Here is a 24,348-nt window from a genome sequence, read left to right on the forward strand (position 1 = left end):
GATATGGGGCGTGCTTTGCGCCCTACCTTCATCCTTGGCAAGGTGACTGCCTCTAGTGGACAGAAAATGACGGGTCAACCCCTATCGTTGTAATTTAATTACCAATTCAGAGATAATTTTGTCATCTATTGCGCGTTCTTCGCGTGGCCAGCCGGGTGGGGGCTGGTTGGTGAACCATGTATATTGCCGCTTGGCATATTGGCGGGTGGCAAGGCTGCCCTTTGCGATGCAAATGTCCATGTCGTTGTCTCCCCGCAGGAAGGCCGCGATTTCCGGCACGCCGATCGCCCGCATCACCGGCAGGTCGGGATTGAGGTTGCGAGGGAGAAGGGCAGCGACTTCCTCGATCGCGCCGCCTTCCATCATCTGGACGAAGCGCCGGTCGCACCGTTCGATCAGCCAGTCGCGCGGCGGGCGCAGGATCATCGGCGCGAGGCTGATCTGATCCGCGATGCCGCCTTCCTTATGCGCCTGCCATGCCTTGAGTGGCTTGCCGGTGGAGCGCACTACCTCCAGCGCGCGGGCGACGCGGGTGGTGTCGGCGGGCGCAAGGCGGGCGGCGGCCTCCGGGTCCTCGCGGGCGAGCGCTTCATGCGCTTCGGCGACCGGCATGGCACGCACGGTTGCGCGGATAGCGGCGTCGATCTCCGGCACCGGGGCGATGCCGTCCAGCAGCGTGCGGATATAAAGGCCGGTGCCCCCGACCAGCACAGGCAGTTTCCCCACTGCATGGGCGGCGGCAATTTCCGCCTTCGCCTCGGCCGCCCATCGGGGGGCGGTGCAGGCTTCCGCGCCATCGATATGGCCGAACAGGCGGTGAGGGACGTTGCCCATTTCCTCCGGGGAAGGGCGGGCGGAGAGGATGGCGAGATCGGCATAGACCTGGCTGGCGTCGGCATTGATGACGATGCCGCCGGTGGCTTTGGCCAGCGCAATGGCCAGCGCGCTCTTGCCGCTGGCGGTTGGCCCGGCAATAAGCGCGACCCGTGGGCGGGATTCGCCTGTTTCTGGTTCGGAGTTTGACATGTTCGTCGCGACCTTAGTGGCAAGTGGCTCGATCGGGCAGGGGGATATTGCGCAGGGTGTCGATCGACTGCGCGATGCTGGCTGCCAGCCGGGCGATGTCGCATGGCTGGACGAGGGCAAGGCGGCCGATCTTTTCTTCGCCGTCGATCCGGTTGCGGCGCGGGCGGCGCTGACCGGCATCGGCGACAAGGTGGATGTGATCGTGCAGCCGGTCGTCGACCGCGAGAAGAAACTGCTGATCGCCGACATGGATTCCACCATGATCACCGTCGAGTGCATCGATGAACTGGCCGATTATGCCGGGATCAAGCCGCAAATCGCGGAGATTACCGAACGGGCGATGCGCGGCGAACTGGACTTCGAAGGAGCGCTGCATGGGCGCGTCGCGCTGCTGAAGGGGCTGCCCGACAGCGCCATAGATCAGTGCCGGGAAGAGCGGGTCGTCATCATGGGCGGGGCCAAGGCGCTAGTCCGCACGATGAAGGCGCTGGGCGCGACGACATTGCTGGTGTCGGGCGGCTTTACCCGCTTCACCGGGCCGGTGGCGGAAGAGATCGGTTTCGACGCGAATGTCGCCAATGTGCTGGAGATTGCCGACGGCGCGCTGCTGGGCACTGTCACCACGCCGATCGTGGATGCGGCGCGCAAGCGGACCGAACTGGAGGCGGCGATCGCGGGCGGCATCGACCGGGCGCTGACCATGGCGGTGGGCGACGGCGCCAATGACATTCCGATGATCCAGGGCGCGGGGCTGGGCGTTGCCTATCATGCCAAGCCCAAGACCCGCGAAGCCGCCTCCGCCGAAATCGTGCATGGCGACCTGTCGGTGCTGCTCTATGCGCAGGGCATCCCGTCGGCACAATGGGTGAGCGAATAACGGTCTGGCGCTGATCGGCCACGCTCTGTCGTCATTTCGATTGGGTAATGGATTCGTTACGCTTCCTGGATCGTTAGCGTCGAGCCGCATGGGTCGCGGCGAGAGGTCTAATGGCGTGCGGCGGCTGGTTCCTCCGGGCGCACAGGGAGATGTTATGCAACGGAAATATCTGGCTTTGGCCGCTGGTGGGCTGTTGGCGCTGAGCGCCTGCTCCAAGAATGAAGCGCCTGTCACGACCGCGCCGCCGGTTGGCCCCGGCGCGATCGCCGGCACCGTGGCGGCGGACCGGGATGGCGATGGCTATGTCGATGGCTATTACACTGCCGATGGCATTTATCATGCCGTGCAGGGACCGCCCTGTCCGCCGCCGCCCCCGCCGCCTCCGCCGCGCGCAGGAGAACGCGGCTGAACCAGTTGACCTGTCGGGCGCGGCGCAACCGCCGCGCCCCTTCGCTGCGCGCTGTCATCCTTCCTTGCCTGTTGATTGCAGCGGCGCTGCCCACGACGGCGGTGGCGCAGCCTGACGCCGCGCAAGCCGCGCGTTCCAGCGTGGCGGCGGAAATCCGGGCGCAGGTCGGCGGCAAATATAAGGATTTCTATGGTCCGCGCGGCTATTGGCCATTGTGGGTCGACAAGGACCGGATCGGGCCGCAAGCCGACGCCCTCCTGGCCCTGATCGAGGATAGCGAGGCGGATGGTCTTGATCCGCGCGATTATGGCGCGCGCGACTTGCGCAGGCTGATCGAGCAGGCCGACGCCGGCGGTGATCCCAAAGCGCTGGCGCGCGCCGATCTGGCATTGTCGCGCGCTCTGGCCAGTCTGGTCGCCGATATGCGGCGGCCGGCCAAGGGCGTGAAAATCCGCTATCTCGACAAGGAGGTGGAACCGCGTGACGCCGATCCGTCCGACATATTGCGCGGCGCCGCGCTGGCGCCGTCGCTGGCCGACTATGTCCAGAATGCGGGCTGGATGAGCCCGCTTTACATGCGGTTGCGAAGCGCGCGGGCGACCTATCTGAAGACATGGGCCGACCTGCCCGATAGCGCCGTGCCCGAAGGCGTGAAGATGCGGCCGGGCGGCAAGGGCGAGGCGATCGCCGTGCTCCGCCATCGGTTGGGGCTGGCCGACGGGGCGAATTATGACAAGGCGCTGGCTGCACGGGTGAAGGCGTTCCAGACCGACCATGGACTGAAGCCCGATGGCGTTGCCGGTGCTATGACGGTTGCGGCGCTGAACGAAGGGCCGGCGCGCTATGAGCGGCTGCTGGCGCTCAATCTGGAGCGGGCGCGGCTATTGCCGGGGCCGTGGATCCGGCATGTGGTGGTGGACGCCGCTTCGGCGCGGCTCTTTTATTATGGCAAGGGATCGCTGGACGGAACGATGAAGGTCGTCGCCGGGGCGAAGGAAACGCAGACGCCGTTGATGGCGGGAATGATCCGCTATGCGACGCTGAACCCCTATTGGAACATCCCGCCCGATCTGGTCGAGCGCAAGGTCGCGCCCAGGATATTGGGCGGCGGGACGCTGAAAGGGCTGCGTTATGAGGCGCTGGCCGACTGGAGCGCCAATCCCGCGCCGCTGGCGCAAAGCGCGATCGACTGGGATGCGGTGGCGGCAGGGCGGCAGGAGGTGCGGGTGCGGCAATTGCCCGGCGGCAGCAACGCCATGGGGAAGGTGAAGTTCATGTTCCCCAACGATCTGGGCATCTATCTGCACGATACGCCGCAGCGCGATCTGTTCGCCAGGGAGGATCGGCATTACAGCAATGGCTGCGTCCGGTTGGAGGATGCGCAGCGGCTGGGGCGCTGGTTCTTTGGCAAGGCGCTGGCGGCCGATGGCGATAAGCCGGAACAGCATGTGCCCCTGCCGCAGGCGGTGCCGGTGTATCTGACCTATCTGACGGCTGTGCCGACCGCGCAGGGCGTGCAGTTCCTGCCCGATGTCTATGATCGCGACGGGGAGTAGGGCCGATCCGTTGGGGAATGGGAGCAAGCCCCCATTCCCGCAAGAGCGTCAGGCGATGGTGGGGACCATGCCGCCTTCGACGCGGAGCGCCGCGCCATTGGTGGCGGCGGCCAGCGGGCTGGCGAGATAGGCGACCATCGCGCCGACCTCATCCGCCTCGATCAGGCGCTTGATGAGCGACAGGGGGCGCAACTTCGTGAAGAATTCGGCTTCCCGTTCGGCTTCGGGCGCGTCCTTGTTGTCCACGACGGAACGGATGAAATCGACGATCCCTTCCGAACGGGTCGGGCCGGGCAGCACGCTGTTGACGGTGACGCCGGTGCCGCGCGTATGTTCGGCAAGGCCGCGCGAAATGGAAAGCTGGGCCGATTTGGTCATGCCATAATGGATCATCTCGGCAGGCGGCAGCAGGCCGCTTTCGCTGGCGATGAAGATCACCCGGCCCCAATTCTGATCCAGCATCTTCGGGAAATAATGGCGCGAGAGGCGCGCGCCGCTGACGACGTTGACTTCGAACAGATGGTGCCAGTCTTCGTCGCTGATGTCGGTGAAGTCCTTCGCCTCATAGATGCCGAGATTGTTGACCAGGATGTCGGTCGCCGGAACGGCGGCGATCAGGGCGGCGGCGCCTTCCGCCGTGGCGGGATCGGCCAGGACGGCGTTGACGGGCAGACCGATGTCGTCGGCGGCGGCGTCCAGCTTGGCCTGGCTGCGGCCGGAGATGGTGACGGCGACGCCTTCCTGCGCGAGGCGCTTGGCAATGGCGAGGCCGATGCCGGCGGTCGATCCGGTGACGATGGCGCTTTTGCCGGTGAGTTTGAGGTCCATGGGGGCGGTCCTTTCATTGGGTGAGACAGCGAATGCGACACATAGATAGACTTTTTGCGATTGATGATTAGATGGAACGTCATCACTTCAGAAGTGAATTGAAATCATGGATAATCGGTTCGGCGACATAGAGACGTTCCTGATGGTTGCGGGCGAGGGCAGCTTTGCCGCAGCGGCCAAGATATTGCGCCTGACGCCGTCTGCCGTCAGCCGGTCGATCGCGCGGCTGGAGGAGCGGCTGGGCGTGGCGCTGGTAAGGCGCACGACCCGGTCGCTGGCGCTGACGCGCGCGGGCGTGACCTATCGCGATCGCATGGCGGTGATCGTCACCGACATGATCGAGCTGGAAATGGGGCTGAACGAAGCGGGACAGGGGCCGCGCGGACTGTTGCGGATCAACGCGTCGCCCTCCTTCGGCAATGAATGCCTGATCCCCATCCTGCCGCGCTTTGCCGAGCGGCATCCGGCGATTACGCTGGACCTGACGCTGACCGATGCGATCGTGGATCTGGTGGAGGAACGGGCGGACATCGCCATCCGCATCGGGCCGCTGCGCGACACCAGATTGCGCGCCAGGAAGCTGGGCCATAGCCGCATGGTGATGGTGGCCAGCCCCGATTATCTGGCGCGGCGGGGCGTGCCCCAGACGCCGGACGATCTGGACGATCATGACTGCCTGCGCTTCAGTTTCCGCCGGTCGGTGGACAGCTGGCCGTTCCGCATCGATGGCCGGCGGGGGCAGCGGCCGGTCGAGGGGCGCTTCTTCGGCAATTCCGGCGAGGTGGTGCGGCAGATGGCGGTGGCCGGATGCGGCATTGCGCGCCATGGCCGGTTCCATGTGGCGAGCGATATAAAGGCGGGGCGGCTGGTGGAGATATTGGCCGATTATGATGCCGGCGATGGCGAGGATATTCACGCCCTTTATGCGGCGGAAGACAAGTCGGCGGCGCGCATCCGCGCCTTTCTGGACTTTCTGGACGAGGCGATGGTGGTGGAGGGGTAAGGCGGCATCCATAGGCCTGCCCTATGAACCGCCATGATAATGCTATTTTACCTTCCGTCCCGTCTGCGCAATGACGCGGCAAAGGACACGGAGAGGACGGCATGATCATCACACCGGGTCGGCGGCATATTCTGAAAGGCGCAGCGGTGCTGATGGCGGGCATGGCGACCGGCGGGTGGGCCGGGACCGCGCTGACAAGGCGCAATCCGCTGGCGCGCGTGATCATCGACAATGATTTTGCCGGCGACCCCGACGGGTTGTTTCAGCTGGCGCATCATCTTCTGTGCCCGTCTGTCGAGATACCCCTGATCGTCGGATCGCATCTGCCGATCGCCTTTGGCGGGCCGGCATCGGCCGCCGCCGGCGTCGCCAAGGCGCGCGATCTGCTGGGGGTGATGGGGATGGCGGATCGTCCCGCGCCGATCGCCGGGGCGGAACGGTCGATCGCGTCGCGCGGCAACTGGACGACCAGCCCGGCAACGGCGGCGATCGTGCGGGAGGCGATGCGCGAGGATCGCACGGCGCCGCTGGTCTATGCCGCCGGCGCGGGCCTGACCGAACTGGCGCTGGCCTGGCTGGCCGAACCCCGGATCGGGCCGCGCGTAAAACTGGTGTGGATCGGCGGCGGCGAGCATCCCGAACTGGCCCTGCCGCCGCCCGGCCCGGCTGAAACCGAGTTCAACCTGTCGATCGACCCGATCGCTGCGCAGATCATCTTCAACGAAAGCGACATCGCCATCTGGCAGGCACCGCGCGACGCCTATCGGCAGATGCTGTTTTCGGCCGCCGAGATGGAGGCGCTGGCGAAGGTCGGGCCGATCGGCCGCTATCTCAAAGGCCAGATGGACGAGATGGCGGCGATGCTGGCCAAGATCCCCGCCTTTGCGGCGATGCCTGAGACGGAAGTCTTCATATTGGGGGACAGTCCGCTGGTGACGCTGACCGCGCTGATGACGCCGGTGCAGCCGGACGCGGCATCCAGCACCTATATCCGCAAGCCCACGCCCTTCATCGAGGCGGATGGCCGCTATCGGGACAGGCCGAATGGCCGCCCGATGCGCGTCTATCGCACGATCGACGCCCGACTGACGATCGCGGACATGGCGGCGAAGTTCGCGCGTTACGCGGGGTGATGGCAGTGGTTGCAACGCTTCTCCAACAGGATTAAATCCTATTGCCGGAGGTGCGCCATGCGATCGACGCAGCAGTTTAGCGTGACATTGCCCAATGACATGGCGGATGATGTGCGCGCGAAGGTCGCTTCAGGGGCCTACGCCAGCGAAAGCGAGGTTATCCGTGAAGGGTTGCGCGCGTTGCAGGCGCGGGAGCGGGCGATGGAAGATTGGCTGCGTCATGGCGCATTGCCGTCATATGATGCTTACAAGGCTGACCCGTCACGAGGACGCCCGCTGAAGGACGTGCGGGCTGCTCTGGCCGATCGCCTCAAGCAAGGCTGATTGTGACGCGCAGGATCGTCTTCACGCCCGAGGCGGAGGAGCAGATTGGCGCTATTCAGGACTATATTGCGGATGCTGGTTCCCCGCAGATCGCTACACGCTTCACGGACGCCATTCTTGCGCATCTCGACATGCTGGCCGACTATCCCCTGATCGGGACGGCGCGGGATGATGTGCGGCGCGGGTTGAGAACGCTGACGCATCGCCGGCGTGTGACCATAGCCTTCATGGTGGAGGCGGAAGCGGTCGTGATCATCGGCTTTTATTATGGCGGGCAGGATTTTGAAACTTTGCTGGGCGACGAACCATCCTGAACATGTCTCTCACCCAACCCTCTCCCGTGAAGACGGGAGAGGGCCAAGAAAAGCCGTCCGTCGCCTGACCACAGACCACCCGATGGCGCTTCACCCAATCCAGTAAGGCACGATCTGCCTGTTGTCCGGGTCGACATGGATGGGCCGGTCGGCGGGGGGAAGGCGCGCTGGTCGCAACTTTGGCGGGGGCAGAGGCGGCAGGTGATGCCGATCGGCGTGGCCGCTCCTTCCTCCTGCAGATGCAGGCCGTCGGCATAGACGAAATTGGCGGCATGGGTGACTTCGCAGCCCAGCACCACGGCGAAGCGGCGCGGGGTGCGCTTGTAGCTGCCCGATGGCTTCACCAGCCCCTTCGCCATGGAGACATAGCGCACGCCATCGGGGGTTTCGCCCAGTTGCACATTGATGCGGTCGGGCACGGCGACGGCTTCATGCACGTTCCAGAGCGGACAGGCGCCGCCGAAGCGGGCGAATTGCAGGCGGGTGGCGCTGTGCCGCTTGGTGATGTTGCCGGCCATGTCGACCCGGCAGAAGAAGAAGGGGATGCCGCGCAGGCCCGGTCGCTGGAGCGTCGAGAGGCGATGGCAGGCCTGTTCAAAACTGACGCCGAAGGTGCGGGCGAGCCGGTCTATATCATGCCGCATCGTCCGCGCCGCTTCGCGGAAGGCGGCATAGGGGAGCAGCAGCGCGCCGGCGGCATAATTGCCAAGGCCGATCGCCAGCAGCCGGTCGGCGCCGGGGACGGGCAGGGCGGCCTTGCGCACGACGTCCGCGATTACCGCCTGCCCCTCCAGCATCATCAGCTGATGGGCGAGCATGAATTTGCGGCTTTCGGTCGGCAGCGCGGCGTTGATGAACAATTGCCGTTCGGCCGCGCGATAGGCGCGCAGCGCGCTGTCGGGGGTTTCGGCGATCAGCGTTTCGATGCCATGACGGCGGGCCAGCGCCTCCACCAGCATGCCTTCATCCAGCACCTGTCCCTGGGTGAAGCTGTCGGCCATATCCTCCGCCAGGCAATCGAGCGCATGGACGTAATTGCCTGCCTCATGAAACCAGTCGCGCGCTGCCTCCCATGGCAGGCGGGCCTGCACTTCATGATCGTTGGCGATCGCCTCCTCGATCATGTTGATGCGTTCGTTGGCGCGCATATGGGCGTTGTAGAGATCGACATAGCGCGCCGCAAATTCAGGGAATTGCAGGTGCAGCTTTTCGATCCGCTCCGGCTCCATCTGCGTTCCGGGCAGTTCTGGATGAGACAGGGCAAAGGCGAAGGCGCCCAGCAACTGTTCCTCCTCCCGGCTGTCGAAGCTGGCCCAGTCGGTCGGAAAGGCGTTGGCGAGCGCGGCCTTGACCTTGGCGGTCAGGGGGCGATCGTCATTTTCCATCTGGCTGAGATAGGATACGGATATGCCCAGCGCCTGCGCCATCGCGGCCTGGTCCATCCGATGGTCCAGACGCAATTGGCGCAGGCGTGGACCTGCAAAGATACGGTTGCCGCGTGCCATAATCCTTACCCTAATTTGCGAAGTCGCGATTTGCAAATTAGCAAATTTACATTTGCGAATTTTGCGGTTCGCTGGGTAGGGGAAGGCATAACAACCGTTCGCCAGAACCGGAGAGAAGTCCATCATGTCGAAGCTCGCCATCATCGAACAGCTGGAGGCCAAGCGCGACGCAGCGCGTCTGGGCGGCGGCCAGCGCCGCATCGACGCCCAGCATGCCAAGGGCAAGCTGACCGCGCGCGAACGGATCGAAGTGTTGCTGGACGAGGACAGCTTTGAAGAGCTGGACATGTATGTCGAGCATAATTGCATCGATTTCGGCATGGGCGAACAGCATATTCCCGGCGACGGCGTCGTCACCGGATCGGGCACGATCAACGGCCGGCTGGTGTTCCTGTTCAGCCAGGATTTCACCGTCTATGGCGGCGCGGTGTCGGAACGACACGCGATGAAGATCTGCAAGATCATGGATATGGCGCTTAAAGTGGGCGCGCCGGTGATCGGCCTCAATGACAGCGGCGGCGCGCGCATTCAGGAAGGCGTGGCGTCGCTGGGCGGCTATGCCGAGATTTTCCAGCGCAATGTGCTGGCCAGCGGCGTGGTGCCGCAGATCAGCGTCATCATGGGGCCGTGCGCGGGCGGCGCGGTCTATTCGCCGGCGATGACCGACTTCATCTTCATGGTGAAGGACAGCAGCTTCATGTTCGTGACCGGGCCGGATGTGGTCAAGACGGTGACGAACGAAGTCGTCACCCAGGAGGAACTGGGCGGCGCGGTGACGCACACGACCAAGTCGGGCGTGGCGGACGTGGCGTTCGAGAATGACATCGAAGCGCTGCTGGCGGTGCGCGATTTCGTGGATTTCCTGCCCGCGTCCAACAAGGAACCGGCGCCCGAACGCCCCAGTGCGGACGCATGGGACCGGATCGAGGAGAGCCTGGACACGCTGATCCCGGCCAATGCGAACCAGCCCTATGACATGCATGAGCTGATCCGCAAGGTCGTGGACGAGGGCGATTTCTTTGAGGTGCAGCCCGCCCATGCCGGCAATATCCTCTGCGGTTTCGGCCGGATCGAGGGCAAGACGGTGGGCATCATCGCCAATCAGCCGATGGTGCTGGCGGGCGTGCTGGACATCAACTCGTCCAAGAAGGCGGGGCGGTTCGTGCGCTTCTGCGATGCGTTCGAAATTCCGATCGTGACCTTTGTCGACGTGCCGGGCTTCCTGCCGGGCACCGCGCAGGAACATTCGGGCATCATCAAGCATGGCGCGAAGCTGCTCTTCGCCTATGCCGAAGCGACCGTGCCGAAGATCACCGTCATCACGCGCAAGGCCTATGGCGGCGCCTATGACGTCATGTCCTCCAAGCATCTGCGCGGCGATCTGAACTATGCCTGGCCGACCGCCGAGATTGCGGTGATGGGCGCGAAGGGTGCGGTGGAGATCATCTTCCGCGGCAAGACTCCGCAAGAGATTGCGGAGAAGACCAAGGAATATGAAGACCGCTTCGCCAATCCCTTCGTGGCGGCGAGCAAGGGCTTCATCGACGAGGTGATCCAGCCGCATTCGACGCGCAAGCGGATCGCGCTGGGGCTGCGCAAGCTGCGCAACAAGGCGCTGGAGAACCCCTGGAAGAAGCACGACAATATTCCGCTGTGACGGCCCGCAGGGGCGTCATCCCGGCGGAGGCCGGGATTTCTTGCGGATTGTCTGGTCTGTTAAGGCATAAGACCCCAGCCTGCGCTGGGGTGACGTTATGAGGATGTTATGAAACTCGGCCGTCTTAACCATATCGGCATTGCGACGCCTTCGCTGGAGGCTTCGCTCGCTTATTATCGCGACATCATGGGCGCGACCTTGACGCACGAGCCGTTCGACCTGCCGGCGCAGGGGGTGAAGGTGTGCTTCGTCGATACGCCGGGTGAAGGCGGCACGGCCGGCACGCAGATCGAACTGATCGAGCCGCTGGGCGAGAACTCGCCGATCCACGGCTTCATCGCCAAGAACCCGGCCGGGGGGCAGCATCATATGTGCTATGAAGTGCCCGACATCATGGCGGCCAAGGCCTGGTTCGAGGGGCTGGGCAAGAAGGTGCTGGGCGAACCGCGCATCGGCGCCCATGGCACGCCGATCTTCTTCGTCCACCCCAAGGACATGAACGGGGTGCTGACGGAGATCATGGAGACGCCGAAGGAGGCGCATTGACGGTAACTCCTCTCCCGCAGGCGGGAGAGGATAGGAAGGCTTGCGAGCTTGCTCGCCAGCCGAAGTTGGTGAGGGCATGGGTAGCGAAAGACCCTCACCACTGCGACTAAGGCCCGCTGCGCGGTCCTAAGTCTCGTTGCCTCTCCCGCTTGCGGGAGAGGGGTAGAAGCTGGGGTAGAGCAAAGATGACCGAGAAGCCGACATTGGACCAGTGGGCCGCCGCTGCCGCCAGGGAAGTGAAGGGCAAGGATCTGAACTGGGATACCCCGGAAGGTATCGTGGTGAAGCCGCTCTACACGGCCGATGACGTCACGGTCGATCCGGGCTTGCCAGGCTTTGCGCCGTTCACGCGCGGGGTGCGCGCCTCCATGTATGCGGGCCGGCCCTGGACCATCCGCCAATATGCGGGCTTCTCCACCGCCGAGGAATCCAACGCCTTCTATCGCCGCAACCTGGCCGCCGGGCAGAAGGGCCTCTCCGTCGCCTTCGATCTGGCCACCCATCGCGGCTATGACAGCGATCATCCGCGCGTCGTGGGTGACGTGGGCAAGGCGGGCGTGGCGATCGACACGATCGAGGATATGAAGATCCTGTTCGACGGCATCCCGCTCGACAAGATGAGCGTGTCGATGACCATGAACGGCGCGGTCATCCCGATCCTGGCCTTCTTCATCGTCGCGGGCGAGGAGCAGGGGGTCGAGCGCAAATTGCTCGACGGAACCATTCAGAACGACATCCTCAAGGAGTTCATGGTCCGCAACACCTATATTTACCCGCCCGAACCATCGATGCGGATCATCAGCGACATTTTCGGCTATACGTCGCGCGAGATGCCCAAGTTCAACAGCATCTCCATCTCCGGCTATCATATGCAGGAAGCCGGCGCGACGCAGGTGCAGGAACTGGCCTTCACCATCGCCGACGGCGCGGAATATGTGCGCTATGGCGTGGCGAGCGGCCTCGACATCGACAAGTTCGCCGGGCGGCTGAGCTTCTTCTTCGCGATCGGCATGAACTTCTTCATGGAGATCGCCAAGCTGCGCGCGGCGCGCGTGCTCTGGCACCGGGTCATGACCAAGCTGGGCGCGCAGGATGAGCGCAGCAAGATGCTGCGCACCCATTGCCAGACCAGCGGCGTGTCGCTGACCGAGCAAGACCCGTATAACAACGTCATGCGCACCACGATCGAGGCGATGGCGGCGATGCTGGGCGGCACCCAGTCCCTGCACACCAACGCGCTGGACGAGGCGATCGCGCTGCCGACCGACTTTTCCGCCCGGATCGCGCGCAACACGCAGATCGTGATCCAGGAAGAGACGGGCATGTGCAATGTCGTCGATCCGCTGGGTGGCAGCTATTATATCGAGAGCCTGACTCAGCAGCTGGTGGACGCCGCGCAGGAAATCATCGACCGCGTGGAGGCGGAAGGCGGCATGGCCAAGGCCGTGGGCGCCGGCTGGCCCAAGGCCATGATCGAGACCGCCGCCGCCGCCCGTCAGGCGCGCGTGGACCGGGGCGACGACGTCATCGTCGGCGTCAACAAATATCGCCTTGCCAACGAAGACCTGCTCGAAACGCTGGAGGTCGACAACACAAAGGTCCGCGAAGCGCAGATCGCCCGCATCAACCGGGTGAAGGCGGAGCGCGACGAGGATGCCTGTCAGGCTGCGCTCCAGTCGCTGCGCGAGGCCGCCGCCGCGCCGCAGTCCATCGAGACGAACCTCCTCGCCCACGCCGTCGAGTGCGCCCGCGCGCGCGCCACGCTGGGCGAAATCTCCGCCGCCATGGAGGACAGCTTCAACCGCTATGGCACCCAGCCGACGCCGGTGAAGGGCGTCTATGGCGCGCCCTACAAGGATGACAGCCGCTGGAAACAGGTTCTCGACGGGGTGCAGGCCGTCGAACGGCGCCTCGGCCGCAAGCCCAAACTCCTCGTCGCCAAGATGGGGCAGGACGGGCACGACCGGGGCGCCAACATCATCGCGTCGGCCTTTGGCGACATGGGTTTCGATGTCGTGTCCGGGCCGCTGTTCCAGACGCCGGAGGAAACGGTGGTGCTGGCGCTCGACAGCGGGGTTGACGTGGTAGGCGCCTCGTCGCTCGCCGCCGGGCACAAGACGCTGATCCCCGAACTGATCAACCGGCTGCGCGAAAAGGGACGCAGCGACATCAAGGTGATCGCCGGCGGGGTCATCCCGCCGCAGGATTATGACTATCTTCGTGACGCAGGGGTTCAGGGCATTTATGGGCCGGGTTCCAATGTCGTGGAGTGCGCCGCCGATGTGCTGCGCCTGCTCGGCCACAACATGCCCCCGGCGGGGCTAGAGGAAGCTGCGTAAATGAATACCCCCTGCACCCTGACCGCCCGCAACGACTGGACGCGCGAGGAAATCGCCGCGCTGTTCGACCTGCCCTTTGGCGACCTGATGTTCGAGGCGCAGTCGATCCACCGCGCGAACTTCCCGCGTAACGAGGTGCAGCTGTCCACCCTGTTGTCGATCAAGACCGGCGGCTGCCCGGAGGATTGCGGTTACTGCAATCAGTCGGCGTCGGCGGAAAGCGGCCTGAAGGCCGAAAAGCTGATGAGCGTGCAGGCGGTGATGCAGGCGGCGGCGCAGGCGAAGGACGCGGGCAGCTCGCGCTTCTGCATGGGTGCGGCCTGGCGCAACCCCAAGGATCGCGACATGCCCGCCATTGTCGAGATGGTGAAGGGCGTGCGCCAGATGGGCATGGAAACCTGCATGACGCTGGGGATGCTGAGCGAAAGCCAGGCAGATATGCTGGCGGATGCCGGCCTCGATTATTACAACCATAATATCGACACTTCGCCCGAACATTATGAGAAGGTCATCACCACCCGGACCTTTGACGATCGTCTGGTGACGCTGGAAAATGTCCGTAATTCGGGCATCAACGTGTGCAGCGGCGGTATCGTCGGCATGGGGGAGGCGCGCGAGGATCGCGTCGGCTTCCTGCATGCGCTGGCCGTGCTGCCGGTCCATCCGCAGAGCGTGCCGATCAACGCGCTGGTGCCGGTCAAGGGCACGGTGCTGGGCAATATGCTGGCCGACACCCCACTCGCCAAGATCGACGAGATCGAGTTTGTCCGCACCGTCGCGGTCGCGCGGATCGTGATGCCGGAAAGCATGGTGCGCCTGTCCGCGGGTCGCGAGAGCATGTCGGATAGCTGCCAGGCGCTCTGCTTCATGGCCGGCGCGAACAGCATCTTCACCGGCGACAAGCTGCTGACCACGGCGAACGCCGGCGACAATGCCGATGCGGCGCTCTTCGCGAAGCTCGGCGTCGTGCCGATGCAGGCCGAAGTGAAGGTCGAGCTGGAGGCGGCGGAGTGAGTAAGCCGAGCGCCATGAAGATCGGACTCTTTGTGGTGCTTGGCCTAGCCTATTGGCTGATCGCGGTGATTGTCATTTTGTTGGCCTCCATTGGTAGTTGCGGGATGGGGCCGGATGCTCCGGCGGACTGCGATGGCATTTCGCCAGCTATTACGGGAGCGCTGTCGCTCCTGATTTTTGCAGGACTTAGTTTTGCCTATTTCAAGGCCCGACTCTCGGGAGTGGATAAGCAATAGATCAACACCCGTTCGCCCTGTTTCAACGAGCCACTTGTCTCGTTGAAATGTCAGAGGGCTGTACTTCTTCTTGAAGACAAGAACGGGGCTTCGACAGGCTCAGCCCGAACGGGGTGAGAGGCATTGAATAAGGACTGGGACAGGAAGTAGAATGGCAATCACCAAGATCCTGATCGCGAACCGTGGCGAAATTGCGTGTCGTGTCATGCGCACGGCGAAGAAGATGGGCATCAAGACCGTCGCGGTCTATTCCGATGCCGACGCCCGCGCGCCGCATGTGCTGATGGCCGATGAAGCCGTCCATATCGGCCCGCCGCCCGCCGCCCAATCCTATCTGCTGGCCGACAAGATCATCGAAGCGTGCAAGGCGACCGGCGCCGACGCGGTCCATCCGGGCTATGGCTTCCTGTCTGAGCGCGAAAGCTTCCGCAAGGCGCTGGACGCCGAGGGCATCATCTTCGTCGGCCCGCCCGCCAATGCCATCGCCGCCATGGGCGACAAGATTGAATCCAAGAAGCTGGCGATGGAAGCGGGCGTCAATGTCGTCCCCGGTTTCGTTGGCGTCATCGACGACACCGAACATGCCGTCCGCATCTCCAACGAGATCGGCTATCCGGTCATGATGAAGGCATCGGCCGGCGGCGGCGGCAAGGGCATGCGCCTCGCCTATAGCGAGCAGGACGTGCGCGAAGGCTTTGAGGCGACCAAGCGCGAGGGGCTGAACAGCTTCGGCGACGACCGCGTCTTTATCGAAAAGTTCATCGAAAGCCCGCGCCACATCGAAATTCAGGTGCTGGGCGACCAGCATGGCAATATCGTTTACCTCAACGAACGCGAATGCTCGATCCAGCGCCGCCACCAGAAGGTGGTCGAGGAAGCGCCGTCGCCCTTCGTCAGCCCCGAAATGCGCAGGAAGATGGGCGAACAGTGCGTCGCGCTCGCCCGCGCAGTCGGTTATTTCAGCGCCGGCACGGTCGAACTGATCGTCAGCGGTGAGGACAAGACCGGCGACGGCTTCTACTTCCTCGAAATGAACACCCGGCTTCAGGTCGAGCATCCCGTCACCGAGGAAATCACCGGCGTCGATCTGGTCGAACAGATGATCCGCGTCGCCAATGGCGAAAAGCTGAGCTTCGGTCAGGACGATGTGAAGATCAACGGCTGGTCGATCGAGAACCGCGTCTATGCCGAAGATCCCTATCGCGGCTTCCTGCCGTCGACGGGTCGCCTGATCCGCTATAATCCACCCGAAACCGGCACGGATGAGAGCGGCGCGCTGATCCGCGTGGATGATGGCGTGCAGGAAGGCGGCGAAGTGTCGATCTTCTACGATCCGATGATCGCCAAGCTGATCACCTGGGCGCCGACCCGTCTGGAGGCGATCGACAAGCAGATCGAGGCGCTCGACAAGTTCGAGATCGAGGGGCCGGGCCACAATATCGATTTCGTCTCCGCGCTGATGCAGCATGAGCGCTTCCGCTCCGGCAACATCACCACCGGCTTTATCGCGGAGGAATATCCCGAGGGTTTCACCGGCGCACCCGCGTCGGCCGAGCTGCTCCAGCGCCTGTCCGCGATCGGCGCCTTTGCCGCGATGGCGCAGGCCGACCGCGCCCGCCGCATCGACGGGCAGCTTGGCCGTCGCCTGTCGCCGCCCACCGGCTGGCAGGTGAAGATCGGGGACGCGATCCACGACGTCGTGATCGACGGCGATGAGGTGACGGTCGATGGCGAGAGCCTCGACATGGCGCTTGAATATACGCCGGGCGATCGCCTGATCGAGGCGGAGTTTGGCGAGGACGCGCTGGCGGTGCGGATTGCGCCGGTGCGGTCGGGCTTCGTGCTGACGGCGCATGGCGCGAGCCATAAGCTGCGCATCCTGCCCGCCCATGCCGCGCCCTATGCCGCGCACATGATCGAAAAGATCCCGCCCGATCTTTCCAAATATCTCATCTGCCCGATGCCCGGCCTGCTGGTCGCGCTGAACGTCAAGGAAGGCGATAAGGTCGAAATCGGCCAGCCGCTCGCCGTGATCGAGGCGATGAAGATGGAAAATATCCTGCGCGCCGGCAAGGCGGGCACGGTCAAGAGCGTGTCGGCCGCGCAGGGCGAAAGCCTGCCGGTGGACGCGGTGATCCTGGAACTGGAATAACCGCCTTATTGCGAATTTATCGCAATAGTCTTGCCTTTTCGCATGGGGCCGTCATTTTGGGCGACATGCGAAAAGGAAAGGCGTGACGATGGAACAGGCGGCAATATTGGACGCGGCGGGCTGGACCGGCCCCAATGGCGATGTCTGGGCGCAGGAATGGCGACGGACCGATCGCAGCTTTGCCGCGCTGTCGGCGGAACTGGACCGGACGATTGCGCACGTCATGGGGGAAGGCCCGGTCGCCGTGGCCGATATTGGCTGCGGCGCGGGCGGGACGGCGCTGGCGGCGGCGGACGCGAACCGCCACGCGCAGGTGACGGGGATTGACATTTCCGCAGCGCTGATCGCGGTGGCGCGGGAGCGGGCGGGGGCGAACGCCAATATCCGCTTCATTGCAGCGCCGGTGGAGCAGGCGATCGGCGCGGCCGGGCCGTTCGACCTGATCGTTTCGCGCCATGGCGTGATGTTCTTTGCCGATCCGGTCGACGCCTTCACCCGGTTGCGCGCGGGGACGCGGCCGGGCGGGCGGCTGGTCTTTTCCTGCTTCCGCGCGCCGGCGGACAATGTCTGGGCGCGCGAGACGATGGCGGCGGTGGGCGAAGCGCCGCCAGCGGCGGACGGCTATGCGCCGGGGCCGTTCGCCTTTGCCGACGCGGATTTCGTGCGCGGACTGCTGGCGCAGGCGGGCTGGGTTCAAGTGGAGGCCCGGCCGGTCGACTTCCTCTATCGCGCGGGCAGCGGGGAGGATCCGGTGGCCGATGCGGTCGGCTTTTTCAGCCGGATCGGCCCGGCGGCGCGCGCGCTCAAAATGGCGGACCCGGCGGAGCGGCCGGCGATTGTCGCGGCCGTGCGGGCGCTCTGCGCGGCGCGCCTGTCCGACGGACATGTGGACTTTCCGGCCGCCGCCTGGATATGGTCTGCGCGCATCCCTGCATAAGGTCCGCCCATGCATCTGACCCATGATCCCGCCGCGCCCGCCGCCGACATGATCGGCTTCGACGATTTTCTGAAGGTCGATATTCGTGTCGGCACGATCGTCAGCGCCGATCCCTATCCCGAGGCGCGCAAGCCCGCCTACAAGCTGCTGATCGATTTCGGTCCGACGATCGGGCAGAAGAAATCCAGCGCCCAGATCACGGAAAATCATGCGCTGGTGGATTTGCCGGGGCGACAGGTGGCGGCGGTGGTCAATTTCCCGCCGCGCCAGATCGGCAAGTTCCTGTCCGAAGTGCTGACGCTGGGCTTCGCCGATGCGGACGGCGCGGTGATGCTGTTCGCGCCCGACCGGCCCGTGCCCAACGGGTCGCGGCTGTTCTGATCCTGTCCTATGACGCTGCTGCAATGCTATGATCGTGGTGGGCATAATGGGCAGGCCATGTAGGAAATTATCTTTCCCGCCGCCGCATCTTCATGTCAGAAGTTGCGGGAAATATGCGAAGTTAAGGGGGAAGGATGCCGGATTCGGTGGGGGCGGATTATGTCATGGACGCGCGGCGGGACCGGATGGTCATCACCGCGTCGGCGCTGGGCACCGTGTTCGAATGGTATGATTTCTACATCTATGGCGTGCTGGCGCCAATCATCGGCCGCACCTTCTTCCCGACCGACAATCCGACCGTCGAATTGCTCTATACGCTGGCGGGCTTTGCCATCGGTTTCGCTTTCCGGCCGATCGGGGCAATGCTGTTCGGCTATCTGGGCGACCGGCTGGGGCGCAAATATACGTTTCTGGCGACGATCATCCTGATGGGGCTGGCGACGGCGGGCGTGGGGCTGACCCCGTCGGTCGCCAGCATCGGCATGGCCGCGCCGGTGATCCTGATATGCTTAAGGATCGCGCAGGGGCTGGCGCTGGGCGGCGAATATGGCGGGGCGGCCATCTATGTCGCGGAACATGCCCCGGCGGGCAGGCGCGGTTTCTACACCAGCTTCATTCAGGCAGGCGTGATCGGCGGCTTCATCCTGTCGCTGATCGTGGTCGTGGGCACGCAGGCGATCGTGGGCAAGGCGGTGTGGGATGCATGGGGATGGCGCATCCCCTTCATCCTGTCGCTCGTGCTGCTGGGCATATCGCTCTGGATGCGGCTGATGCTGCGCGAAAGCCCGGTGTTTCTGGCGATGAAGCAGGCGGGCGCGCAGGCGAAAAATCCGCTGAAGGAAGCCTTCACCGCGCCGGGCAATAAGAAGCGGATGCTCGTCGCCATGATCGGCATTGCGGCCGGCTTCACCGTCATCGCCTATACGGTGATGTTTCAGGCGCTCTATTTCCTGCAAAATGGCCTGCATGTCGCGCCGAGGCTGGCGCAGTTGCTGGTGGGCGGCAGCGCCTTTTTCGGGGTGGCGAGCTTCATCTTCTTTGGCTGGCTGTCGGATCGGATCGGGCGAAAGAAGCCGATCATCATCGGCTATGCGCTGGTGCTGCTGCTGGCGCTGCCGCTCTATCAGTTCATGGGCCGCACGGCGAACCCGGAACTGGAGACGGCGGCCGCGCGCGCGCCGGTGGTGGTGAGCGGGCCGGATTGCCGCTTCGATCCCTTTGCCAAGGTGCAGCCGACCGCCTGCGGCAGGCTGCTCGACCATCTGTCCAAGCGCGGCATCCCCTATGAGAAGCAGATTGCGGCCATGCCGGCCGTCAGCATCGGCGGTGTGCCGGTGAGCGATCTCAGCCCGGCGGGGCTGGACCGGGCGCTCAATAGTGCGGGCTATGATTTCGGCACGGTGACGCCGGACTGGCCGCGCGCGCTGGCGCTGTTCGGCGCGCTGCTGTTGCTCTGGACGCTGTCGGGCGCGACCTATGGCCCGGTGGCGGCGCTCTTGTCGGAATATTTTCCGGCGCGCATCCGCTATTCGTCGCTGTCCATCCCCTATCATATCGGCACCGGCTATTTTGGGGGCTTCCTGCCGCTGGTCAGCCAATATATCGTGGCGCGCACGGGCAATCCCTATGCGGGCCTGTGGTATACGCTGGCGGTGGTGGCGATGGCGCTGATCACCTGTCTGGTGGCGCTGCCCGAAACGAAGGACCGGCCCCTCGACGCCTGATCCATGGGAGGCTATCGGCACCGGCATGCACGCCTATACCGCTCCGTTGCGCCTGCGCCTGAATGGCGATGCGCTGATGTCCAACTGGCGCTGGCTGGCGGCCATGAGCGGCGGCGCGGCATGCGGCGCGGCGATCAAGGCCAATGGCTATGGGCTGGGCGCGGCGGAGGTGATGCGCCGACTGATGCAGGCGGGGTGCCGCGATTTCTTTGTGTCCAACTGGGGCGAGGCGGCGGCGGTGGAGCCGTTGCTGGAGGATGGCGTCAGTCTGTCGGTGCTGCATGGGGTGCGGGACGAGGATATGGCGCAGGCGCTGGGATCGCGGGCGCGGCCGGTGCTCTGCACCCCGGGCCAGATTGCACGATGGCGGGCGGCGGGCGGTGGCGCTTGCGATGTGATGATCGACACCGGGATGAACCGGCTGGGGCTGGACTGGCGCGGCGATGTGGCGGCGGCGGTCGAGGGGCTGGAGATTGTGACGCTGCTCAGCCATCTGGCGTCGGCCGATGAAGAGGTGGGGTTCAACGCCACGCAACTGGAGCGTTTTACGGTGCTGCGGAGCCAGATTTCCGTCCAGCGCTATAGTCTGGCCAACAGCGCGGGCATTTGCCTGGGCGGCGACTATCATTTCGATCTGACGCGGCCGGGGCTGGCGCTCTATGGCGGCATTCCGCGCGATGCGGCGGCTGGGCATATCCGGCCCGTCGTGCAGCCGCAGGCGCAGATAGTGCAGCGCCGGTTGCTGCTGGCGGGGGACAGCATCGGTTACAACACCAGCTTCACGGCGCAGCGCGACCATGAGGTTGCGATCCTGAACTTGGGCTATGCCGACGGCTATCTGCGCGGCTTTTCCGGCCGGGGCGCTGCTATCGTGAACGGCGCAAAGCTGCCGGTGCTGGGGCGCGTGTCGATGGACCTGCTGGCGGTGGACGTCAGCGCGCAGCCGGATGTGGCGGAAGGCGACTGGATCGACATCGCCTATGATCTGGGCGAGGCGTCGGCCGCTTCGGGCCTGTCGCCCTATGAACTGCTGACTGGCCTTGGCGCGCGTTACGACCGGGTCTGGGACTGACACGAAAAGGGCCGCCGGTCCTGCGACCGGCGGCCCTTTTTCTTCATCTCTGCTCTATTAGCGCTCGATGCACATGGCGACGCCCATGCCGCCGCCGATGCACAGGGTGGCAAGCCCCTTCTTCGCGTCGCGCTTGGCCATTTCGTAGAGCAGCGTGGTCAGCACGCGCGCGCCCGACGCGCCGATCGGGTGGCCGATGGCGATCGCGCCGCCATTGACGTTCAGCTTTTCAGGATCGAAGCCCAGTTCCTGACCGACCGACAGAGCCTGCGCGGCAAAGGCTTCATTGGCTTCGATCAGATCCAGATCGGCGACCGACCAGCCAGCCTTGGCCAGCGCCTTTCGGCTGGCGGGGGCCGGGCCGATGCCCATGATCGCCGGATCGACGCCGGCGGTGCCGAAGCCGGCGATGCGGCCCAGAACAGTCGCTCCACGCTTGGCGGCGGCGTCCGCCGTCATCAGCACCAGAGCAGCCGCGCCGTCGTTGAGGCCGCTGGCGTTGCCGGCGGTGACGGTGCCGTCCTTCTTGAAGGCGGGCTTGAGCTTTTCCATCGCCTCGATCGTGGCGCCGGCGCGGATATATTCGTCCTGATCGACGACGACATCGCCCTTGCGGCCCTTGATCGTGACCGGCGCGATTTCATCGACAAAGCGGCCCGATGCGCGCGCGGCTTCCGCCTTATTCTGGCTGGACACCGCGAACGCGTCCTGCGCTTCGCGGCTGATCTGGTATTTTTCGGCCAGATTTTCGGCGGTGATGCCCATATGATAATTGTTGAAGGCATCGGTCAGGCCATCATGGATCATCGTGTCGATCAGCGTGACCGAGCCCATCTTCGCGCCGGGGCGCAGCAACTGGGCATGGGGCGCCATCGACATGCTTTCCTGGCCGCCAGCGACCATGATGTCGGCGTCGCCGGCGCGGATTGCCTGAGCCGCGAGCGCCACGGCGCGCAGGCCCGATCCGCAGAGCTGATTGAGGCCGATCGCGGTGCGTTCGACCGGGATGCCGGCATTGACAGCAGCCTGGCGGGCGGGGTTTTGCCCCTGACCGGCCGCCAGAACCTGACCCAGAATCACTTCATCCACTTCTTCAGGCGCGACGGCAGCCTGGGCCAGCGCGGCGAGGATCGCCTGACGCCCCAGTTCGTGCGCAGGGACCGAACCGAATGCCCCCAGAAAGCTGCCGACAGGCGTGCGCTTGGCGGCGGTAATGACGATGTCTGACAAAGCCTTTATCCTCATGTTGGTTGATTGTGTTTTCGCAAGCGCAATAGCATCAACCTCCGTGGCTGGAAAGCCAAAGGGAGAGCGGGTTCCATAGCATTTCGCGCGCGCGGCCGCCCACCACCATGCCCACATGCCCTAGCGAAAGGCGGCGTTCCTGCTTCAGGCGCGGGCTGCTGGCGGCGGGCACGATGCGGTCGGTGCGGGAGGCGACGGACAGGGTGGGGCATTGCAGCGCAGCAGGATCGACAATGCGCGCGCCGATGCGCCATCGGCCCGCCCCGCTGGCATTGCCGGCATAGAAGGATTCGAACAGGTCGCGGCCGGCGGCGAAGCTGAGCGGTGCGCCGCCATTGGCCCAATCCTCGACCGCCAGAAAGGCGCGCTCTGCGTCCGATCCGGCTTCCATGTCCCCAAAGGCGGCATATTTGGCGATGGTGCGGGCGGGGTCCATCGCCCAGAAGCCCGATTGCAGCACCTCCATCGGCACATAGCCGATCCGTTCGCACATCGCCTTTGCGCTGCGCCACAAATTGCCGATCAGGTCCAGATCGGCGGGGGCGAAGGCGTCGAACCGCCATGGGGCGGCGATCGTCGCGACGGCCGGAAAATCCCGCAAGGCCGCCGCCCCCAGCGCCAGCGTGCCGCCCAGACAATAGCCGACCAATATGGGCGGGCGCGGCAGCGCGGCGAGCAGGGGCAAAAGGCGATCAGTGACATGCCCGTCCAATCCCAGCGTCGCATCCGCACGAGTGGGCGCGCCCCAGTCGACCAGATAGGCGTCATGGCCTGCTGCGGCCATGTGGCGCAGCAAGGATCGGCTTTCGGACAGGTCCAGAACCTGCGGCGGATTGATGAGCGAGGGGATGAAAACCACGGGATGACGGGCGCTTGCCGCGCCATATTGCAGCAAGCGGGCCGGCCCGGCGCTGGCCAGGCGGACGCGCGGTTGTGCCGGAACGGGACGCTGCGCCTCCTGATATTTGCGCAAACCGGCAAAGGCACGGCGGCGCAGTTCGGGTTTTCCCTCCGTTTCGCGCCATAAAATATTGAGAAAAAGGGGCAAAGGGCGCGGGCCATGTTGCGGTGCGGCATCGCCTTGTGCTAATGCGGTAAGTGCAGGTGTGGGAGAGGAATCCATGACCAAATCCAAGACCGTCAATGAATCTGAGCCGGTCGTCATCAAGAAGTACGCCAACAGGCGGCTCTATAATACCGAAACTTCCAGCTACATCACACTAGACCTTTTGTCCCAGATGACGCGCGAGGGACGGGAGTTCATCGTGGTCGACGCCAAGACCGGCGAAGACATCACGCATAATGTGCTGACCCAGATCATCATGGAAGAGGAACAGCGCGGCAAGAATATGCTGCCCGTCAACTTCCTGCGTCAGTTGATCGCCATGTATGGCGATTCGATGCAGTCGATGGTGCCGCAATATCTGGAAGCGTCGATGGATGCGTTCCGCAAGAATCAGCAGCAGTTTCAGGAAGCGATGAAGGGCGCCTTTGGCGGCGGCCCGCTGGCGGAGATCGCCAAGCGCAACATGCAGATGTTCGAGGCTGCGGCCAGCGCCTTTGGCAACGGGGTTCCCGGCATGCCCGGCGTGACGCCGCCGACCGGAGCGCCCGAAGGCAGCAAGGACGAAGAGATTAGCGATCTCAAGGCCCAGCTTGCGGCGCTCAACGCGAAGATCGACAAGCTGAGCTGATCCATCATGGCCAAGGCTGACCGGCTGGAACGTCTCGACAGTCGCCGCGAGGAGCTGGAGAGCGAATATCGCGACGCGCTGATCGCTGCGCTGCGCGTGGCGGCTGGCGGGCGATGGGGGCTGTTCGCGCATCAGAAGGACAAGGCGGCGATCGCGCGCACCGCGCCGGTGATTGCGGCCTTGTCCGAAATGGCGGACGAGATTGACGCGATGCGCGACACGCTGGGGCTGGAGCCTTTTGCGCTGCATGCCGATTTCATGGCGGCGCGCGGACCGGCCGTCGCCGATGCGGTGGGGGAGCCGAAGCAGGCGATGGCCTGGCTGGAGCGAATGGGCGCGACTGCCTGATTACGGATCTGGCTAAACGCTCAGGGGG

General features: G+C 64.6%; 23 protein-coding genes and 1 pseudogene. 19 read left to right on the plus strand and 5 right to left on the minus strand.

From position 1 onward, the window contains the following. Positions 1–81 precede the first annotated feature (81 nt). On the minus strand, positions 82–1,026 hold the full coding sequence (gene miaA, locus ACFOKF_RS09540) for a tRNA (adenosine(37)-N6)-dimethylallyltransferase MiaA (protein WP_380795330.1): 945 nt from the start codon (positions 1,024–1,026) through the stop codon (positions 82–84). Here miaA and serB point away from each other — a divergent pair. The 3 genes from serB to ACFOKF_RS09555 all read left to right on the plus strand — a co-directional run bounded on the left by serB (position 1,025) and on the right by ACFOKF_RS09555 (position 3,868). Then, positions 1,025–1,903 carry a phosphoserine phosphatase SerB gene (serB, locus tag ACFOKF_RS09545; protein WP_380795331.1) on the plus strand — a complete coding sequence of 293 codons (879 nt, stop codon included), beginning with the start codon at positions 1,025–1,027 and terminating at the stop codon, positions 1,901–1,903. The genes miaA and serB overlap by 2 nt on opposite strands. Positions 1,904–2,057: 154 nt before the next feature. Beyond that, positions 2,058–2,312 (plus strand): hypothetical protein, encoded by a 255-nt coding sequence (locus ACFOKF_RS09550; RefSeq protein WP_380795332.1) that lies wholly within the window; start codon positions 2,058–2,060, stop codon positions 2,310–2,312. Positions 2,313–2,380: 68 nt separating this feature from the next. After that, complete coding sequence (locus ACFOKF_RS09555) at positions 2,381–3,868, plus strand: L,D-transpeptidase family protein (RefSeq protein WP_380797730.1); 1,488 nt, start codon at positions 2,381–2,383, stop codon at positions 3,866–3,868. A gap of 48 nt (positions 3,869–3,916) precedes the next feature. Here ACFOKF_RS09555 and ACFOKF_RS09560 read toward each other — a convergent pair whose 3' ends face one another. Then, entirely contained in the window at positions 3,917–4,696 is a 780-nt protein-coding gene (locus ACFOKF_RS09560; protein WP_380795334.1) for an SDR family NAD(P)-dependent oxidoreductase, read from the minus strand. Between the two features lie 106 nt (positions 4,697–4,802). Here ACFOKF_RS09560 and ACFOKF_RS09565 point away from each other — a divergent pair, with 106 nt between their 5' ends. The 4 genes from ACFOKF_RS09565 to ACFOKF_RS09580 all read left to right on the plus strand — a co-directional run bounded on the left by ACFOKF_RS09565 (position 4,803) and on the right by ACFOKF_RS09580 (position 7,470). Then, positions 4,803–5,699 (plus strand): LysR family transcriptional regulator, encoded by an 897-nt coding sequence (locus ACFOKF_RS09565; RefSeq protein WP_380795335.1) that lies wholly within the window; start codon positions 4,803–4,805, stop codon positions 5,697–5,699. Positions 5,700–5,800: 101 nt separating this feature from the next. Beyond that, positions 5,801–6,832 (plus strand): nucleoside hydrolase, encoded by a 1,032-nt coding sequence (locus ACFOKF_RS09570; protein ID WP_380795336.1) that lies wholly within the window; start codon positions 5,801–5,803, stop codon positions 6,830–6,832. A gap of 57 nt (positions 6,833–6,889) precedes the next feature. Next, entirely contained in the window at positions 6,890–7,156 is a 267-nt protein-coding gene (locus ACFOKF_RS09575; RefSeq protein ID WP_380795338.1) for a ribbon-helix-helix domain-containing protein, read from the plus strand. Positions 7,157–7,158: 2 nt separating this feature from the next. Beyond that, positions 7,159–7,470 carry a type II toxin-antitoxin system RelE/ParE family toxin gene (locus tag ACFOKF_RS09580; RefSeq protein WP_380795339.1) on the plus strand — a complete coding sequence of 104 codons (312 nt, stop codon included), beginning with the start codon at positions 7,159–7,161 and terminating at the stop codon, positions 7,468–7,470. Positions 7,471–7,560: 90 nt separating this feature from the next. On the opposite strand, the pseudogene ACFOKF_RS09585 reads toward ACFOKF_RS09580, so the two are convergent. Beyond that, positions 7,561–8,975, minus strand: a pseudogene (locus ACFOKF_RS09585) (helix-turn-helix domain-containing protein). Between the two features lie 124 nt (positions 8,976–9,099). On the opposite strand from ACFOKF_RS09585, the gene ACFOKF_RS09590 reads away from it, so the two are divergent. The 10 genes from ACFOKF_RS09590 (at position 9,100) to alr (ending at position 21,033) form a co-directional block, all read left to right on the plus strand. Next, positions 9,100–10,632 (plus strand): acyl-CoA carboxylase subunit beta, encoded by a 1,533-nt coding sequence (locus ACFOKF_RS09590; RefSeq protein WP_380795340.1) that lies wholly within the window; start codon positions 9,100–9,102, stop codon positions 10,630–10,632. Positions 10,633–10,740: 108 nt separating this feature from the next. Next, complete coding sequence (mce, locus tag ACFOKF_RS09595; RefSeq protein WP_380795342.1) at positions 10,741–11,178, plus strand: methylmalonyl-CoA epimerase; 438 nt, start codon at positions 10,741–10,743, stop codon at positions 11,176–11,178. A gap of 185 nt (positions 11,179–11,363) precedes the next feature. Next, the gene (gene scpA / locus ACFOKF_RS09600) at positions 11,364–13,517 is read left to right on the plus strand and encodes a methylmalonyl-CoA mutase (protein ID WP_380795343.1); all 2,154 of its coding nucleotides are present in this window, start codon (positions 11,364–11,366) and stop codon (positions 13,515–13,517) included. Beyond that, the gene (bioB, locus tag ACFOKF_RS09605; RefSeq protein ID WP_380795345.1) at positions 13,518–14,531 is read left to right on the plus strand and encodes a biotin synthase BioB; all 1,014 of its coding nucleotides are present in this window, start codon (positions 13,518–13,520) and stop codon (positions 14,529–14,531) included. A gap of 14 nt (positions 14,532–14,545) precedes the next feature. After that, positions 14,546–14,767, plus strand: coding sequence for a hypothetical protein (locus tag ACFOKF_RS09610; protein ID WP_380795347.1), 222 nt, complete (start codon positions 14,546–14,548; stop codon positions 14,765–14,767). Between the two features lie 151 nt (positions 14,768–14,918). Beyond that, positions 14,919–16,919: an ATP-binding protein gene (locus tag ACFOKF_RS09615; protein WP_380795348.1), complete on the plus strand. Its 2,001-nt coding sequence runs from the start codon at positions 14,919–14,921 to the stop codon at positions 16,917–16,919. 88 nt (positions 16,920–17,007) lie between these two features. Continuing rightward, positions 17,008–17,856: a class I SAM-dependent methyltransferase gene (locus tag ACFOKF_RS09620; protein WP_380797732.1), complete on the plus strand. Its 849-nt coding sequence runs from the start codon at positions 17,008–17,010 to the stop codon at positions 17,854–17,856. A 9-nt stretch (positions 17,857–17,865) separates the two neighbouring features. Next, a complete protein-coding gene (locus tag ACFOKF_RS09625; RefSeq protein ID WP_380795350.1) occupies positions 17,866–18,237 on the plus strand; it encodes a tRNA-binding protein in 372 nt (123 codons plus the stop codon). A gap of 134 nt (positions 18,238–18,371) precedes the next feature. Continuing rightward, positions 18,372–19,961 (plus strand): MFS transporter, encoded by a 1,590-nt coding sequence (locus ACFOKF_RS09630; RefSeq protein WP_380795351.1) that lies wholly within the window; start codon positions 18,372–18,374, stop codon positions 19,959–19,961. Positions 19,962–19,986: 25 nt separating this feature from the next. Further along, the gene (gene alr, locus ACFOKF_RS09635; protein ID WP_380795353.1) at positions 19,987–21,033 is read left to right on the plus strand and encodes an alanine racemase; all 1,047 of its coding nucleotides are present in this window, start codon (positions 19,987–19,989) and stop codon (positions 21,031–21,033) included. Positions 21,034–21,090: 57 nt separating this feature from the next. Here alr and ACFOKF_RS09640 read toward each other — a convergent pair whose 3' ends face one another. Then, positions 21,091–22,263 carry an acetyl-CoA C-acetyltransferase gene (locus tag ACFOKF_RS09640; protein ID WP_380795354.1) on the minus strand — a complete coding sequence of 391 codons (1,173 nt, stop codon included), beginning with the start codon at positions 22,261–22,263 and terminating at the stop codon, positions 21,091–21,093. 49 nt (positions 22,264–22,312) lie between these two features. Then, positions 22,313–23,401 (minus strand): alpha/beta hydrolase, encoded by a 1,089-nt coding sequence (locus tag ACFOKF_RS09645; protein ID WP_380795356.1) that lies wholly within the window; start codon positions 23,399–23,401, stop codon positions 22,313–22,315. On the opposite strand from ACFOKF_RS09645, the gene phaR reads away from it, so the two are divergent. Both phaR and ACFOKF_RS09655 read left to right on the plus strand, forming a co-directional pair. Further along, complete coding sequence (gene phaR / locus ACFOKF_RS09650) at positions 23,400–23,972, plus strand: polyhydroxyalkanoate synthesis repressor PhaR (protein ID WP_380795358.1); 573 nt, start codon at positions 23,400–23,402, stop codon at positions 23,970–23,972. The two genes, ACFOKF_RS09645 and phaR, sit on opposite strands and share 2 nt — an antisense overlap. A gap of 6 nt (positions 23,973–23,978) precedes the next feature. Further along, the gene (locus tag ACFOKF_RS09655) at positions 23,979–24,320 is read left to right on the plus strand and encodes a hypothetical protein (RefSeq protein ID WP_380795360.1); all 342 of its coding nucleotides are present in this window, start codon (positions 23,979–23,981) and stop codon (positions 24,318–24,320) included. Positions 24,321–24,348: the final 28 nt, after the last annotated feature.

Source organism: Sphingobium rhizovicinum, assembly GCF_042647625.1.
In the GTDB taxonomy this organism is placed as follows: domain Bacteria; phylum Pseudomonadota; class Alphaproteobacteria; order Sphingomonadales; family Sphingomonadaceae; genus Sphingobium; species Sphingobium rhizovicinum.